13 protein-coding genes and 2 tRNA genes are annotated in these 14426 nt (G+C 61.4%); 6 read left to right on the top strand and 9 right to left on the bottom strand.

The features are described 5' to 3' along the window. Nucleotides 1–18: 18 nt before the first annotated feature. A complete protein-coding gene (locus tag RG2_RS10195) occupies nucleotides 19–1170 on the bottom strand; it encodes a cystathionine gamma-lyase (protein ID WP_033236573.1) in 1152 nt (383 codons plus the stop codon). Beyond that, nucleotides 1167–2165, bottom strand: a complete 999-nt coding sequence (locus RG2_RS10190; RefSeq protein ID WP_033236574.1) for an NAD(P)H-dependent glycerol-3-phosphate dehydrogenase — start codon at nucleotides 2163–2165, stop codon at nucleotides 1167–1169. The genes RG2_RS10195 and RG2_RS10190 overlap by 4 nt, the downstream gene beginning before the upstream one ends. A gap of 170 nt (nucleotides 2166–2335) precedes the next feature. Between RG2_RS10190 and cofC the strand changes: the two genes are divergently transcribed. The 3 genes from cofC to RG2_RS10175 all read left to right on the top strand — a co-directional run bounded on the left by cofC (nucleotide 2336) and on the right by RG2_RS10175 (nucleotide 6299). Further along, nucleotides 2336–3040 carry a 2-phospho-L-lactate guanylyltransferase gene (gene cofC, locus RG2_RS10185; RefSeq protein WP_033236612.1) on the top strand — a complete coding sequence of 235 codons (705 nt, stop codon included), beginning with the start codon at nucleotides 2336–2338 and terminating at the stop codon, nucleotides 3038–3040. Between the two features lie 215 nt (nucleotides 3041–3255). Next, a complete protein-coding gene (locus tag RG2_RS10180) occupies nucleotides 3256–5364 on the top strand; it encodes an RNA degradosome polyphosphate kinase (RefSeq protein ID WP_230590374.1) in 2109 nt (702 codons plus the stop codon). A gap of 11 nt (nucleotides 5365–5375) precedes the next feature. Further along, nucleotides 5376–6299: an NUDIX hydrolase gene (locus RG2_RS10175; protein ID WP_033236576.1), complete on the top strand. Its 924-nt coding sequence runs from the start codon at nucleotides 5376–5378 to the stop codon at nucleotides 6297–6299. A 111-nt stretch (nucleotides 6300–6410) separates the two neighbouring features. Here the strand turns inward: RG2_RS10175 and RG2_RS10170 are convergent, their stop codons facing one another. The 3 genes from RG2_RS10170 to leuC all read right to left on the bottom strand — a co-directional run bounded on the left by RG2_RS10170 (nucleotide 6411) and on the right by leuC (nucleotide 9300). Then, nucleotides 6411–7094: an HU family DNA-binding protein gene (locus tag RG2_RS10170; RefSeq protein ID WP_033236577.1), complete on the bottom strand. Its 684-nt coding sequence runs from the start codon at nucleotides 7092–7094 to the stop codon at nucleotides 6411–6413. 157 nt (nucleotides 7095–7251) lie between these two features. After that, on the bottom strand, nucleotides 7252–7860 hold the full coding sequence (leuD, locus tag RG2_RS10165) for a 3-isopropylmalate dehydratase small subunit (RefSeq protein ID WP_033236578.1): 609 nt from the start codon (nucleotides 7858–7860) through the stop codon (nucleotides 7252–7254). A 27-nt stretch (nucleotides 7861–7887) separates the two neighbouring features. Further along, nucleotides 7888–9300: a 3-isopropylmalate dehydratase large subunit gene (gene leuC / locus RG2_RS10160; RefSeq protein ID WP_033236579.1), complete on the bottom strand. Its 1413-nt coding sequence runs from the start codon at nucleotides 9298–9300 to the stop codon at nucleotides 7888–7890. 182 nt (nucleotides 9301–9482) lie between these two features. Here leuC and RG2_RS10155 point away from each other — a divergent pair, with 182 nt between their 5' ends. The 3 genes from RG2_RS10155 (at nucleotide 9483) to RG2_RS10145 (ending at nucleotide 11013) form a co-directional block, all read left to right on the top strand. Continuing rightward, entirely contained in the window at nucleotides 9483–10184 is a 702-nt protein-coding gene (locus RG2_RS10155) for an IclR family transcriptional regulator (protein WP_033236580.1), read from the top strand. Nucleotides 10185–10260: 76 nt separating this feature from the next. Continuing rightward, nucleotides 10261–10770: a pyridoxamine 5'-phosphate oxidase family protein gene (locus RG2_RS10150; protein ID WP_033236581.1), complete on the top strand. Its 510-nt coding sequence runs from the start codon at nucleotides 10261–10263 to the stop codon at nucleotides 10768–10770. Between the two features lie 30 nt (nucleotides 10771–10800). After that, on the top strand, nucleotides 10801–11013 hold the full coding sequence (locus RG2_RS10145; protein ID WP_033236582.1) for a DUF5302 domain-containing protein: 213 nt from the start codon (nucleotides 10801–10803) through the stop codon (nucleotides 11011–11013). Between the two features lie 142 nt (nucleotides 11014–11155). Here RG2_RS10145 and RG2_RS10140 read toward each other — a convergent pair. The 4 genes from RG2_RS10140 to RG2_RS10125 form a co-directional block, all read right to left on the bottom strand. Continuing rightward, nucleotides 11156–11228, bottom strand: a tRNA-Glu gene (locus RG2_RS10140). Between the two features lie 122 nt (nucleotides 11229–11350). Continuing rightward, nucleotides 11351–11422 (bottom strand) — tRNA-Gln (locus RG2_RS10135). Between the two features lie 153 nt (nucleotides 11423–11575). After that, nucleotides 11576–13051, bottom strand: a complete 1476-nt coding sequence (gene gltX / locus RG2_RS10130; protein ID WP_033236583.1) for a glutamate--tRNA ligase — start codon at nucleotides 13049–13051, stop codon at nucleotides 11576–11578. Between the two features lie 92 nt (nucleotides 13052–13143). Further along, entirely contained in the window at nucleotides 13144–14304 is a 1161-nt protein-coding gene (locus RG2_RS10125; protein ID WP_045067164.1) for an alkane 1-monooxygenase, read from the bottom strand. Between the last annotated feature and the right edge of the window lie 122 nt (nucleotides 14305–14426).

Here is a 14426-nt window from a genome sequence, read left to right as displayed (position 1 = left end):
CTCGGGCCAGTGGATAATTTACCGACCGGACGTCAGTCCACCGAGGGCGCGCTGTATATCCGTCAACAAATCTTCGGTGTCCTCGATGCCGCACGAGATCCGGACAAACCCTTCGCTGACCTGATCTCCCCACCGAGCTCGCCGATCAGCTGTGGTGTGGATGCCACCGAAACTGGTCGCAGAAGTAACAAGTTCACTTGCCGAGACAAAGGAATGGAAAGCCGCCGCGGATTCCAATTCGATGCTCACCAGACCACCGAACCTGTGCATCTGCTCCGACGCAACGGCGTACGACGGATCGGTGTGCAGCCCCGGGTAACGGACGGACATGACAGCCGGATGGCCGGACAACATGTCGGCGAGCGCCTGAGCATTGTCACAGTGTCGGCCGAATCGCAGGCCGGCCGTTCCGAGACTGCGATGCGCCAGCCATGTTTCGAATGGACCGAGCACCGTCCCGGACAGCAGACGCTCGCGCTCGACCTTCGCGGCTATGTCCGCGTCGGCCGTGGCGATGTAACCCATCAACAGATCGCTGTGCCCGCTCAGCGCTTTTGTTCCGCTGGCCACCACGACGTCCGCTCCCAGTTCGAGGGGACGTTGACCGAGCGGAGTCGGGGTCGTGTTGTCCACCACAAGGATTGCTCCGACGCGGTGGCACACCACGGCCAACGCCCGAAGATCGACAACGTCGAGCATCGGATTGGACGGCGTCTCCGCGACCACGACAATGCGTCCCGGCAACCCAGACAGCAACTCCGGGAAACTCGCATCACCCATGCCCGTCGTCGACACCTCGCGAACGCCGATGCCCAGTAGAGCCAGGGCTTCCTCCGCGTAACGACGCACCTGGTAATAGCCGTCCGACGGAACGACGACGGTATCGCCGGCCTGAAGCAGGCTGCGCAACGTCACCGTGACGGCCGACATTCCTGACCCTGTGACAACGACGTGATCTGCACCTTCAAGGATGCCGAGCGCCGCCTCGAGGCCACGCCACCCCGGATTCGATGCCCGGGCATACGTGTCGCTCTCGCTCCCCTCGTCCTCCGAAAGCTGGTACGGCGCAGCAAATACCGGACCCAACTGCATGGGTTGACCAGGGCTGTGCGCACTCCCGACGCTGCTCACGCACCGGGTGGAATCGCCGTAGCCGTCTGCTGACGTCATTCCGGCTTGGTCCGCCGGCCGAGCAGTTGGCCGATCGCCTCGCTGACCGCTATCCCCTCGTGGCAGACGCGGTGGACGGCATCGGTCAACGGCATTTCGACGTCGTATCCGGCAGCGAGTGCGCGCACGGACGTGCACGATTTCACGCCCTCGGCTACCTGACCGTTGGTGGCCTGCTGCGCCGATTCCATGGAGCCGCCGCGGCCGAGGTGCTCACCGAACGTCCGGTTTCGTGACAGCTCCGACGTGCACGTCGCAACGAGATCGCCGACGCCCGCCAACCCCGAAAACGTGGATGCCTGGCCGCCGAGCGCGACGCCCAGTCGGATCGTCTCGGCCAGTCCGCGCGTGATGATGCTGGCAACAGTGTTGTCGCCGAAACCGCTGCCTGCCGCCATGCCGCATGCCAACGCGATCACGTTCTTGCACGCGCCGCCGATTTCACAACCGATCACGTCGGAGTTGGTGTACGGCCTGAAATATCCTGTGGCACAAGCATCTTGAAGTGCCAAGGCACGGGAAGAATCGGTGCAGGCGATGACCGTCGCCGCCGGTTGACGGCTCGCGATCTCACGCGCGAGATTCGGTCCGGACAGCACGGCGACACGGCCGGGTTCGACGCCGGTAACCGACACGATCACCTGGCTCATCCGCATCAAGGTGCCGGTTTCGATGCCCTTGGCCAGACTCAACAGGGTGGCATTCGGACCTATCGAATCCTTCCACTGCTCGAGGTTCCCCCGCAGCGACTGCGACGGGACCGCCAGAACGACGAAGTCTGCTCCCTCCATCGCTTCCTCGTGACGATCCGTCGCACGAATCGACTCGGGCAGCGCGATACCGGGTAGGTAGTCACTGTTCTCGTGCGTCGCGTTGATCCTGTCGGCGACTTCCTTCCGGCGAGCCCACATCGTCACCTCGGTGCCGGCCTCGGCCATGACCTTCGCCAGCGCCGTTCCCCATGAGCCTGCACCCAATACTGCTGCCTTACTCACACAGTCACCTCGTCTACCCCTCGTGACGTTCGCCAAGACGCCGGTTGTGTTGCGACCCGGCAATGAAATCGCCTGCACAGACTATCGCCCGGACCGAACTGGAGTCGCCAGACGCCCCGGTGAGACAGGCAGAGACAGACATGTCGGCAACCGACTGGCAAGATCGAAGGATGACCAGTGCGAGGCCGAGCGCAACCAGATCGGAACGTCCGCGCCCGATGCATGCCATTGTCGCGGTGAAGGACCTCCGATCCGCGAAGTCCAGGCTGGCCGCCGAACTCGACGTCGACGCCCGTGCCGATCTTGTTCTCGCGATGCTTCACGACACTCTCACCACGGTTACGGGTGTACCTGCCATCGACGGCGTCACTGTCGTGACTCCGGATCCGACAGTCGCCGCACTCGCGTACGCCGCGGGAGTAAACGTGTACGCCGATCCAGATTCGAGTAGGTCCACCGAGAATTCACTCAACTCTGCCCTCGACGCAGCGGCCACGCACATCCGCACCGAACATGGCACTGTGGATCTTGTTGTCATCCAAGCGGATCTTCCGTCGCTCCAACCAGACGAACTGCTCGAAGCCCTCGACGCCGCCCGCGCCGGTGGCCGTTCCATCGTCGTCGATCACCACGGAACCGGGACCGCGGCCCTGTTCTCGTGTGATCCCGATCTGCCGCTCGATCCACGATTCGGCCCCGAATCCGCGCGTGGCCACACGGATTCCGGCGCCAGGCGTCTCACCGGAGAGTGGCCGGGCCTTCGCACCGACGTCGACACCGCAACAGATCTCGACACCGCCCGCGCACTCGGCGTCGGACCGGCAACACTCGCGTCGCTGACACGCTTCCATCGCGCCACGTCCAAAACGCATTGACCTTTTTCGATCATCAATTGTCGAAGCGCGCAATTGTGGGGGATGATCGACAGGTGAGCAACGGCGAAGCACTCGAGCACCGCAAGTCCGCAAACAACGTAGAGACCACACCGCCAGAACTTGGCGACACCAACACCGCAAAAACCGGTGACGGGCAGCAGCCTTCGACACCGCAGCCTTCGGCGCGACCACCGGTCAGTGGATCGCCGACGCACATACCGAGTGCGCCGCCGGCAGCCACGAAGGCAATTCCCGCAGTCCTTCTCGGTGGCTTACCCGAAGACCGCTACCTCAACCGTGAACTCAGTTGGCTCGACTTCAACGCCCGCGTTCTCGCGTTGGCAGCCGACGAGTCACTCCCCCTCCTCGAACGCGCAAAGTTCCTCGCTATCTTCGCGTCCAACCTCGACGAGTTCTTCATGGTTCGTGTTGCCGGTCTCAAGCGCCGCGACGAAACCGGTCTGTCCGTCCGCTCTGCCGACGGACTCTCACCGCGCGAACAGTTGGCTCTGATCGCGCAGCGGACACAGGAACTTGCCGACAAGCACGCACACGTCTTTCTCGATTCCGTTCGCCCTGCCCTAGCGGCAGAAGGAATCTCGATCGTTCGCTGGTCCGACCTCAGCGACGACGATCACGAACGCCTCTCGGTGCATTTCACCGAACAGGTGTTCCCCGTTCTGACTCCACTCGCCGTCGACCACGCGCACCCCTTCCCGTACATCAGCGGGCTGAGTCTCAACCTCGCAGTGACGGTGAAGGATTCCCTGACGGGCGGCGAGCACTTCGCCCGAGTGAAGGTTCCCGACAACGTCGGCCGCTTCGTTCGCGTCAAGAGCACCACCTCGTCGATCGACTCGTTCATCCCGTTGGAAGAGCTGATCTCGGCGCACCTCGATGTTCTGTTCCCCGGAATGGAAATCGTGGAGCACCACGCCTTCCGGATCACACGCAACGCCGACTTCGAGGTCGAGGAGGATCGCGACGAGGACCTCCTGCAGGCGCTGGAGCGTGAACTTGCCCGTCGTCGTTTCGGATCACCGGTCCGTCTCGAAGTTGCCGACGACATGACCGAACACATGCTCGACTTGTTGCTTCGTGAACTCGACGTCGACCCCGCCGACGTGATCGAGGTTTCCGGTCTGCTCGACTTGTCCTGCCTCTGGCAGGTTTACGCCGTCGACCGCCCGGCACTCAAGGACGCACCTTTCGTTCCGGCGACGCACCCGGCGTTCGGTGAACGCGAAACACCCAAGAGCGTGTTCTCCACACTTCGTGATGGCGACGTACTCGTCCATCATCCGTACGACTCGTTCTCCACCAGTGTTCAGCGATTCATCGAACAGGCGGCCGCCGACCCGCAGGTTCTCGCGATCAAGCAAACCCTCTACCGAACGTCCGGTGATTCACCGATCGTCAACGCGCTCATCGACGCCGCTGAAGCCGGCAAGCAAGTTGTCGCTCTCGTCGAGATCAAGGCTCGCTTCGACGAGCAGGCCAACATCAAGTGGGCTCGCAAACTCGAACAGGCCGGCGTGCACGTCGTCTACGGCCTGGTCGGACTCAAGACTCATTGCAAGACATGCCTCGTGGTTCGGCGTGAAGGCTCGACCATCCGGAGGTACTGCCACATCGGTACCGGCAACTACAACCCCAAGACTGCGAGGTTGTACGAGGACGTCGGATTGTTCACAGCCGCACCGGAGGTCGGCGCCGACCTCACGGACCTCTTCAATTCGCTGACCGGCTACTCCCGCAAGACCAACTACCGCAACCTTCTGGTCGCGCCGTACGGTGTGCGCCGCGGAATCGTCGAACGTATCGAAGCCGAGATCGAGCACAAGCTGGCCGGGCGTGACGCTGCCATCCGCATGAAGGCGAATGCACTTGTCGACGAACAGGTTATCGACGCGCTGTACCGGGCATCCAAGGCCGGCGTGCCCGTGGAGATCGTGGTTCGCGGAATCTGCGCGCTCAAGCCCGGAGTACCGGGACTGAGCGACAACATCGAAGTACGTTCCATTCTCGGACGATTCCTCGAGCACTCACGCATGTTCCATTTCCGGGCCGCCGACGAATTCTGGATCGGCAGCGCAGACATGATGCACCGCAACCTCGATCGCCGAGTGGAGGTGATGGTTCAGGTTACGGATCCCAAGTTGGCGAAGCAGTTGGGCGACATCTTCGATTCCGCGCTCGACCCACGCACCCGTTGCTGGGTACTCCATCCCGACGGAAGTTGGGTCGCCTCCCCCGAACACGGCGAAGATGTACGCGAGCATCAACATGCGTTGATGCGCAGTCGCACATCCAGCGGATCCTGACGGTCGCTGCCATGGCTGACAAACCTGTCAAAGCGAATATCTTTGCCGCCGGCGCAGTGTTATGGCGAAAGGCTCCCGATAATCCGGAGGCCGTCGAAATCGCCGTTGTTCATCGCCCTAAATACGACGACTGGTCTTTTCCCAAAGGCAAACTCGACCCGGGTGAAACATTCCTGACGGCCGCTGTTCGTGAAGTGCAGGAAGAAACGTCGATCACCGGCCGCTTCGGACGTCACCTCGGTGGTGTCACCTATCCGGTTCCTGGGCACCGCAAACTCAAGCGCGTCGAGTATTGGGCCGCAGAAGCCGTCGACGGAGATTTTGGTCCGAACAGCGAAGTGGACGTTCTGCACTGGCTTCCGATCGACGAAGTCCCTGACCATCTCTCGTATCCGATGGATCGGATGATCCTGCGCCGCTTTGTCTCCGCACCACCCGATACCCGAACCGTGCTGCTGGTCCGTCACGCAAAAGCGGGAAGTCGCAAGCGGTACAAGGGCGACGACACACTTCGCCCCCTCGAGGCCAAAGGCAAGGAACAGGCTGCGGCCTTGGCGTCGCAGTTACGCATTTTCGGTGCGGACACCGTCTATTCTGCCGACCGAACTCGCTGCATCGAAACTGTGATGCCGCTCGCCGAGGCTCTCGGAGTGGAGATCGGGATCGAACCACTTCTGAGCGAAGAAGGATACGCGGAAGATCCAGAAGCTGCCCGTGCGCGGGTACTCGAGATTGCCTCTGCAGGCGGCACACCGGTCATATGCAGCCAAGGAGGCGTCATTCCGGATCTGATGGCCTGGTGGAGCGAATCAGCGGGTGTAACACTGCCCTCAGCGCGCAACCGCAAGGGCAGCACCTGGGTTCTCTCGCTCGTGGGCGACCGACTGATCGCGGCTGATCATCTCGACAGCCCGCTCCCGAAAGTCACCAATTAGAAAAGAGTACTGAAAACAACGCAAGAGGCGCGGCCCGCGATCGTCATCGCGGGCCGCGCCTCTTGCTTTTACTGCTTGCTTTCCAGCGTCAGGCTTTTCGCCCGAGCGCGACTACTTGGAAGCGCGCTTGGCCGGAGCCTTCTTGGCCGGAGCCTTCTTGGCGGCCGGAGCCTTCTTGGCGGGAGCCTTAGCGGCAACCGTCTTCTTGGCTGCGGTCTTGGCCGGAGCCTTCTTGGCGGGAGCCTTGGCGGCAACCGTCTTCTTGGCTGCGGTCTTGGCCGGAGCCTTCTTGGCGGGAGCCTTAGCGGCAACCGTCTTCTTGGCTGCGGTCTTGGCCGGAGCCTTCTTGGCGGGAGCCTTAGCGGCAACCGTCTTCTTGGCTGCCGTCTTTGCCGGAGCCTTCTTGGCTGCCGTCTTCTTGGCTGCTGCCTTCTTAGCTGCTGCCTTCTTGGCTGCTGCCTTGGTGGCCGGTGCTGCTACGCCGCGCTTGACTGCCGGGCCGCTGGCCGGAAGCTTCTGGCCGCCAGCGATAACCGCCTTGAACTGTGCGCCCGGACGGAAAGCCGGAACCGACGTCGGCTTGACCTTGACGGTCTCGCCCGTACGCGGGTTACGTGCGACACGTGCCGCACGACGACGCTGCTCGAAGACACCGAAGCCGGTGATGGTCACGCTCTCGCCACGGTGGACGGCGCGGACGATGGTGTCCACGACGTGCTCCACTGCATCGGTTGCTGTGCGCCTGTCCGAACCCAGCTTCTCAGTCAGAACATCGATGAGCTCTGCCTTGTTCATTGAAATTCCTCCGCAAATAATGGTCCACCGTAGGACCGACTGAGAACTACGGTAAACCTGATAACGGCAAGAGTCTATGTGCCACGCCAATTCTCAATCAACGTAGCCCCGAAATCGTGACCTATTTCTCTTCTTGCCCGCTATCCCCGATTTCCGTTCAGCCCTGGGAAATTTGGGCCGGGAGGGTAGTCGGTTTCCATGACGGCCTTGACTTTTCGAACTCGGAAATCGCCTCTACCTGGCGCAATGTCAGTCCGATGTCGTCGAGACCCTCGAGCAGACGCCACCTCGTGTAGTCGTCAATACTGAAGGGCACCACCGTTGTTCCGGCACTCACTGTCCGGTTCTCGAGGTCGACGGTCAATTCCAGTCCGGGCTGTTCTTCGAGCAACTTCCACAGCAGTTCGACGTCGCTCTGCTCCACCTGTGCGGCCAGCAGGCCCGCTTTTCCGGCGTTGCCGCGGAAGATATCTGCGAAGCGCGACGCGATCACAACGCGAAAACCGAAGTCGGATAGCGCCCAAACGGCATGCTCTCGCGACGAGCCTGTTCCGAAATCCGGACCGGCAACCAGGACGCTGCCCTTGTCGTACGGCGCGTGGTTGAGGATGAAATTCGGATCGGTGCGCCAGCCGGCGAACAATCCGTCCTCGAACCCGGTGCGCGTCACGCGTTTCAGATAAACAGCCGGGATGATCTGGTCGGTGTCGACGTTCGAGCGCCGCAGCGGTACGCCGATTCCCTTGTGCGTGCTAAAGGATTCCATCAAAATTCTCCTCGAGTGTTAGGTACGTCAGACCAGATCGGACGGTGCCGACAACGTTCCACGGACGGCGGTGGCGGCAGCGACGAGCGGAGAAACCAGATGCGTCCGCCCGCCTTTGCCTTGACGGCCTTCGAAATTCCGGTTCGACGTCGAGGCCGAACGCTCACCAGGCGCCAACTGATCCGGGTTCATACCCAGGCACATCGAGCAGCCGGCCTGGCGCCACTCTGCTCCTGCGGCAACAAAGATGTCGCCAAGGCCTTCACTTTCGGCCTGCGCGCGCACCCGCATCGAACCGGGAACGATCAGCATCCGAACACCTTCTGCGACATGGCGACCCTCGAGAACGCCGGCGACCTCACGCAGATCTTCGATTCGACCGTTGGTGCAGGAACCGACGAACACGGTGTCGACCGAGACCTCACGCAGCGGCATTCCGGCGTCGAGTCCCATGTAGGTGAGCGCCTTCTCGGCTGCCTGACGTTCGTTCTCTTCGACGATTTCTTCCGGATTCGGAACACGGTCACCGAGCGGCGCACCCTGTCCCGGGTTGGTTCCCCACGTGACAAAAGGCGTCAGAGCACTGGCGTCGATGTGGACTTCGTTGTCGAATTCCGCTCCGTCGTCGGTCTTCAGCAGTTCCCAAGCAGCCACTGCTGCATCCCAGTCCGCGCCGGTCGGCGCGTGCGGACGTCCCTTGATGAACTCGTACGTGATCTCGTCGGGGGCGATCATGCCGGCACGGGCACCGGCCTCGATCGACATGTTGCAGATGGTCATACGCGCTTCCATCGACAGTTTCCGGATCGCCTCGCCGCGGTACTCGAGGACATATCCTTGGCCACCGCCGGTGCCGATCTTGGCGATGACAGCAAGAATCAGATCCTTACTCGTGACGCCAGGCGGCAATTCACCGTCGACGGTGATAGCCATCGTCTTGAAGGGGCGCAACGACAATGTCTGCGTTGCCATCACATGCTCGACCTCGCTGGTGCCGATTCCCATTGCGAGAGCGCCGAAAGCGCCGTGGGTCGAGGTGTGCGAATCGCCGCACACGACGGTGGTTCCCGGCTGAGTCAGTCCGAGCTGTGGGCCGACCACATGCACGATGCCCTGATCCAGATCGCCCATGCGGTGCAAGCGAACTCCGAACTCTTCACAATTTCGGCGCAGAGTGTCGACCTGTGTCTTGGAGACAGGATCGGCGATCGGCTTGTCGATGTCGATCGTCGGGACGTTGTGATCCTCGGTGGCGATCGTCAGATCGGGACGGCGCAACTTCCGTCCGGCCAACCGCAATCCGTCGAATGCCTGCGGGCTTGTCACTTCGTGGACGAGGTGGAGATCGATGTAGATAAGGTCGGGATTCTGTCCCTCGCCTTTCACTACAACGTGGTCGTCCCACACCTTCTCGGCGAGAGTGCGTGCTTTCTGTGCCATGTCTTCCACCTCTGTACGTAGCCTCGCGTCGGCGAACTACGGGCTGGCCCGCCGCGCGTGAAATGTAAGTCCGACAGCCCAACAGTTCTCATGCTGCGCATCAAATTCTCGAAAGTGGATGCTGCTGACCTGTCGAAGATCATGCGCTACTATCCCACTATGCGAGAACTTGGTATCGACCTATGAGACAGCATAGCGGCATCGGCGTGCTGGACAAAGCAATGGGCGTGCTTCATGCAGTAGCCGAGGAACCGTGCAGCCTCTCCGAACTCTGTGCGCGCACAGGCCTGCCAAGGGCCACCGCACACCGCCTTGCCGTCGGCCTCGAGGTCCATCGACTTCTCGCCCGCGACTCCGACGGCCTGTGGTGTCCCGGCCCCGGCCTCGCCGAATTGGCTGCCACTGCCAATGATCCTCTGATCGCCGCGGCGGGGCTCATCCTCCCCCGCTTGCGTGAGATCACCGGAGAGAGCGTGCAGCTGTACCGACGCGAAGGTACGGCACGCGTCTGCGTCGCATCGATGGAACCGCCGACCGGCTTGCGTGACACCGTCCTGGTCGGCGCGCGCCTGCCGATGAATGCCGGCTCGGGTGCCAAGGTCCTTCTCGCATGGGCAGATCCGCAGACTCAGCGCGCGGTTCTGGCCGACGCGACCTTCGGAGAGCGCGTCCTTCTCGAAGTTCGCCGGCGGGGCTGGGCCCAGAGTGCGGCCGAGCGCGAGCCAGGAGTTGCCAGTGTGGCGGCACCGGTACGGGACAGCTCCGGCACTGTCGTGGCGGCGATTTCGGTATCCGGACCGATCGACCGGATGGGTAGGCGCCCCGGCGCACGGTGGGCAGCCGACCTTCTCGCGGCGGCAGAAGCGCTGCACAAGCGCCTGTAATCGGACACGTAATCATGTAATCCGTGCCACAGTAAGAACTTCAGGAGTACCCGCAGCCGAGGAGATCACTGCCGTCATGACCGGAAAACAACGCAGCCAGATCACGATGACGGAGTCCGAAATCTCGGACTTCGTCGAAAAGAGCCGTACTGCAACGATGGCCACGCTGAGCGGCGACGGCATGCCGCACCTCATCGCGATGTGGTTTGCGATCGTGGACGGCGAGATCTGGTTCGAGACCAAGGCCAAATCCCAGAAAGCCGTTAACCTACGACGCGACTCGCGGATGTCGGTCTTGATCGAGGACGGTCTCACGTACGACACTCTCCGCGGCGTCTCGATGGAGGGCGTCGGAGAAATAGTCGACGACCCCGACGCCTTGTTCGCGGTCGGCATCAGCGTCTGGGAGCGGTACACCGGGCCTTACTCCGACGATCTACGACCAGCAGTCGACGCCATGCTCCACAAACGCGTCGCGGTACGCTTCATCCCCGAGCGCACACGGTCCTGGGACCACCGCAAACTCGGAATGCCGGCGATGCCGTTGTCCGGGTCTACAGCTCCCGCTCCTGAAGGCGTAGCTTGACCACAGGCCCAAAATCCAAGGAGCACACAGATGAGCGAGCAGGACAGTACCAATCCGGAATCCGAAACGACGTCTGAATCGGAAACACCGGCGGAGGCCAACAAGCGCAAGTTCCGCGAAGCACTCGAGCGCAAGAACCACAGCAACGCCACTGCAGCCGATCATCGCGACGGTCAGTCGAAGGTCCACAGCACTCATGGTTCCGCTGATCACAAACGCGAATTCCGTCGCAAGAGCGGATAGGCACGCGGCCATCCCGAAGATGAGATGACAATCACCCCAGTCGATTTCGACTGGGGTGATTGTTTTGTGGCGCCACTGTTCACTGATTGAGCGCATAACAAGAAAGACCCTCCGATCAGATGATCGAAGGGTCTTTCTTTTGTAGCCCCGACGGGATTCGAACCCGCGCTACCGCCTTGAGAGGGCGGCGTCCTAGGCCGCTAGACGACGGGGCCAGGACACGCTTTAAGCATGTTCTATTTTTTCGCACTTCAAGAACTTCCCTTTCGGGCTGTTCTCTGGAAGCTCAGCAAGCTTAGCTTGTCTGAGTCCGGCTGCAAAATCGACCGGATTTTCGCTGGGGTACCAGGACTCGAACCTAGAATGGCGGTACCAGAAACCGCTGTGTTGCCAATTACACCATACCCCAAAGGTCTTGCTTGGCCTTGCTCGCTCCGCTTCGCTGTAATGCTTGGCGGCTCGTCTCCGGCCGAAAAGAAGATTACCAGTACCCCCGCCCCAAATACCAAATCGTATGGTCACGGGACGTTTTTACTTCATTTCCGGCCGGAGACAATCCTATTTAGGCGCTTACTGCTGCCCTACCGGCACGCAACCGGGCAAGAGAGACGTCGCGACCGAGCAATTCCATCGACTCGTACAGCGGAGGGCTGATGTGAGAGCCCGTAATCGCCACCCGGACCGGAGCGAAGGCCTTACGCGGCTTGAGCTCCAGATCCTCGATGAGCGCCTTCTTGAGGGCTTCCTCGATACTTGCCGCCGTCCACTCCGAGACGGCGTCGAGTGCAGCAAGAGACGCGTCCAGTACCGGACCCGCATCTTCCTTCAGGTTCTTGGCCGCAGCAGCAGGATCGAGAGCAAACGACGCCTCGTCGACGAACAGGAACTTCAGCAGATCCCACGCGTCGGACAGAACGACGATGCGGGTCTGCACGAGGTCCGCCGCAACAGTGAACGTCGCTTCGTCCACGTCGGCACTGATGTGGCCGTGCTCGACCAGGAACGACTTCAGTCGGGCCGCGAAGTCGGCCGGCTCGAGCAAGCGAATGTGCTCGGCGTTGATCGCGTCGGCCTTCTTCTGGTCGAACCGTGCCGGATTGGAATTGACCTTGGAGATGTCGAACGCCGCAACCATCTCGTCGAGCGAGAACACGTCGTGGTCGTCCGCGATACTCCATCCGAGCAGAGCCAAGTAGTTCAACAGCCCCTCGGGGATGAACCCGCGGTCACGGTGAATGAACAGGTTGGACTCGGGGTCACGCTTGGAGAGCTTCTTGTTGCCCTGACCCATCACGAAGGGAAGGTGACCGAAGGACGGCGTGAAATCCGCAACACCGATCCGGATCATCGCCTCGTACAGAGCCAACTGCCTCGGAGTGGACGAGAGGAGGTCCTCACCGCGCAGAACGTGCGTGATCTTCATCAACGCATCGTCGACGGGATTGACCAGCGTGTAGAGAGGAATGCCGTTGCCGCGCGTCAACGCGAAGTCCGGCACCGTTCCGGCCTTGAACGTGGTCTCGCCGCGAACGAGGTCGTTCCACGTCAGGTCGTGATCAGGCATCCGAAGGCGAACTACCGGCTTACGTCCGTCTGCGATGTACGCCGCGCGCTGCTCGTCGGTGAGATCCCGATCGAAATTGTCGTAGCCGAGCTTCGGATCGCGTCCGGCTGCCTTGTGCCGCGCTTCCACCTCTTCGTTGGTCGAGTACGACTCGTAAGCCTCGCCCGCCGCAAGCAACTTTGCGACGACGTCGAGATGCAGATCACGACGCTCGGACTGGCGGTACGGCGCATGCGGTCCACCGACCTCGGGGCCCTCGTCCCATGTCAGACCCAGCCAGCGCAGGGCGTCGAGGATCGCCTGATAAGACTCTTCGCTGTCCCGTTGAGCATCGGTGTCTTCGATGCGGAACACGAAGGTTCCACCGTGATGTCGTGCGAACGCCCAGTTGAAAAGGGCGGTGCGCACCAAACCCACGTGCGGGGTTCCGGTGGGTGACGGACAGAAACGGACGCGTACTTCGCTGTTGGTCATGGCTCACTTGGCTCGGCGATGATGGATGGTCGTACTACAGATTAGTCCCGCCGACTCTTCGTTTTCCCTGAAAGTGGTGAGCGCGCCAACCGTCAGCGTCCGGGAAGCACGTTTATCCGGCTCATGTCGCCGTCGTAATACGCAAGAAGTCGCTTGTCCATGATCGAGCGCCACAACGGCGGGACCCACGCACAGACGATCATGACCGCGTATCCCGCCGGCAACTGCGGTGCGTCGGCGGCGCTGCGAAGGCTCTGGTAGCGCAAACGCGGATTGGCGTGATGATCACTGTGACGCTGCAATTGATAAAGGAACAAATTGCTCACGACATGGTCGCTGTTCCAACTGTCCTCCGGTGAGCAGCGAACGTATGTACCGTCGTCACGCTTGGCGCGGAGCAACCCGTAATGCTCGAGGTAGTTCGCCGTTTCCAGGAAGGTGAATCCGGCAATGGCCTGCACAACGAGCCACGGCGCGATCTCCCAGCCGAATACCGCGATGAGCGAGCCGAACAACACCACACTCATCGCCCATCCATTGAGGATGTTGTTCTTGTAACTCCAGGTGCTCACTCCCGCACGTTCGAGGCGAGCGCGCTCGATCTGCCACCCGGAGCGCAGCCCCCCGATAACGCTCCGCGGCAAGAAGAACCAGAAATTCTCGCGGTACCGCGAACTTGCGGGATCTTCGGGTGTTGCCACCCGCACGTGGTGACCGTGATTGTGTTCGACAAAGAAGTGGCCGTAGAAAGACTGCGCCAGTGCGATTTTGGCCAACCACTTTTCGAGCTTCTCACTCTTGTGGCCCATTTCGTGCGCCGCGTTGATACCAACGCCGGCAACGACTCCGACGGTCATCGCGAGCGCGAACTTCTCCCCCGACGCCATCGGCGAATTCACCCAGCACCAGCACGCAAACACGAGGCCGATGTATTGCAACGGCAGAAACAGGTACGTGCACCAGCGGTAGTAACGATCGGCCTGCAACTCCGGAATCTTCTCGTCCGGCGGACTGTTCCCGTCCTCACCGGCAAGCAGATCGACAAGCGGAATCACAATCACGATCAACCAGGCCCCGACAGCCCAGAACAGACCCAGCGTCAGCTTCTCCACCAGGAACCATGCCGCGAACGGACTGAGCGGCACCAGTAGACCTAGCGGCCACAGATATCGCTTCTTGTCGCGCCACTTCGGTGCTGCGGACTCACTCGGCCCGATCGACCGAGTGCGCCGGTACGCAGTAAAGGCGCCCATGTGCCACAGCCTCCATTTTCCGAAATCTCATTAATACCCCACTGGCATCACACCAGTTATCGACCAGAATACGGATGAACGTTACATTGGCAAACCCAGGGTTATCATCTATACGATTTGCC

The sequence above is a fragment of the Rhodococcus globerulus NBRC 14531 genome (assembly GCF_001894805.1).
GTDB lineage: Bacteria > Actinomycetota > Actinomycetes > Mycobacteriales > Mycobacteriaceae > Rhodococcus_F > Rhodococcus_F globerula.
The sequence above is the reverse complement of the archived record's forward strand: the minus strand, read 5'-3'. Positions and strand labels throughout refer to the sequence as shown.

Excerpts from the sequence above, each read along its gene's own strand:
- gltX (WP_033236583.1), bottom strand. The coding sequence starts at position 13,051 with ATGACCAACAGCGAAGTACGCGTCCGTTTCTGTCCGTCACCCACCGGA.
- leuD (WP_033236578.1), bottom strand. The coding sequence starts at position 7,860 with ATGGAATCCTTTAGCACGCACAAGGGAATCGGCGTACCGCTGCGGCGC.
- RG2_RS10175 (WP_033236576.1), top strand. The coding sequence starts at position 5,376 with ATGGCTGACAAACCTGTCAAAGCGAATATCTTTGCCGCCGGCGCAGTG.
- RG2_RS10125 (WP_045067164.1), bottom strand. The coding sequence starts at position 14,304 with ATGGGCGCCTTTACTGCGTACCGGCGCACTCGGTCGATCGGGCCGAGT.
- leuC (WP_033236579.1), bottom strand. The coding sequence starts at position 9,300 with ATGGCACAGAAAGCACGCACTCTCGCCGAGAAGGTGTGGGACGACCAC.
- RG2_RS10195 (WP_033236573.1), bottom strand. The coding sequence starts at position 1,170 with ATGACGTCAGCAGACGGCTACGGCGATTCCACCCGGTGCGTGAGCAGC.
- RG2_RS10170 (WP_033236577.1), bottom strand. The coding sequence starts at position 7,094 with ATGAACAAGGCAGAGCTCATCGATGTTCTGACTGAGAAGCTGGGTTCG.
- cofC (WP_033236612.1), top strand. The coding sequence starts at position 2,336 with ATGACCAGTGCGAGGCCGAGCGCAACCAGATCGGAACGTCCGCGCCCG.
- RG2_RS10155 (WP_033236580.1), top strand. The coding sequence starts at position 9,483 with ATGAGACAGCATAGCGGCATCGGCGTGCTGGACAAAGCAATGGGCGTG.
- RG2_RS10145 (WP_033236582.1), top strand. The coding sequence starts at position 10,801 with ATGAGCGAGCAGGACAGTACCAATCCGGAATCCGAAACGACGTCTGAA.
- RG2_RS10150 (WP_033236581.1), top strand. The coding sequence starts at position 10,261 with ATGACCGGAAAACAACGCAGCCAGATCACGATGACGGAGTCCGAAATC.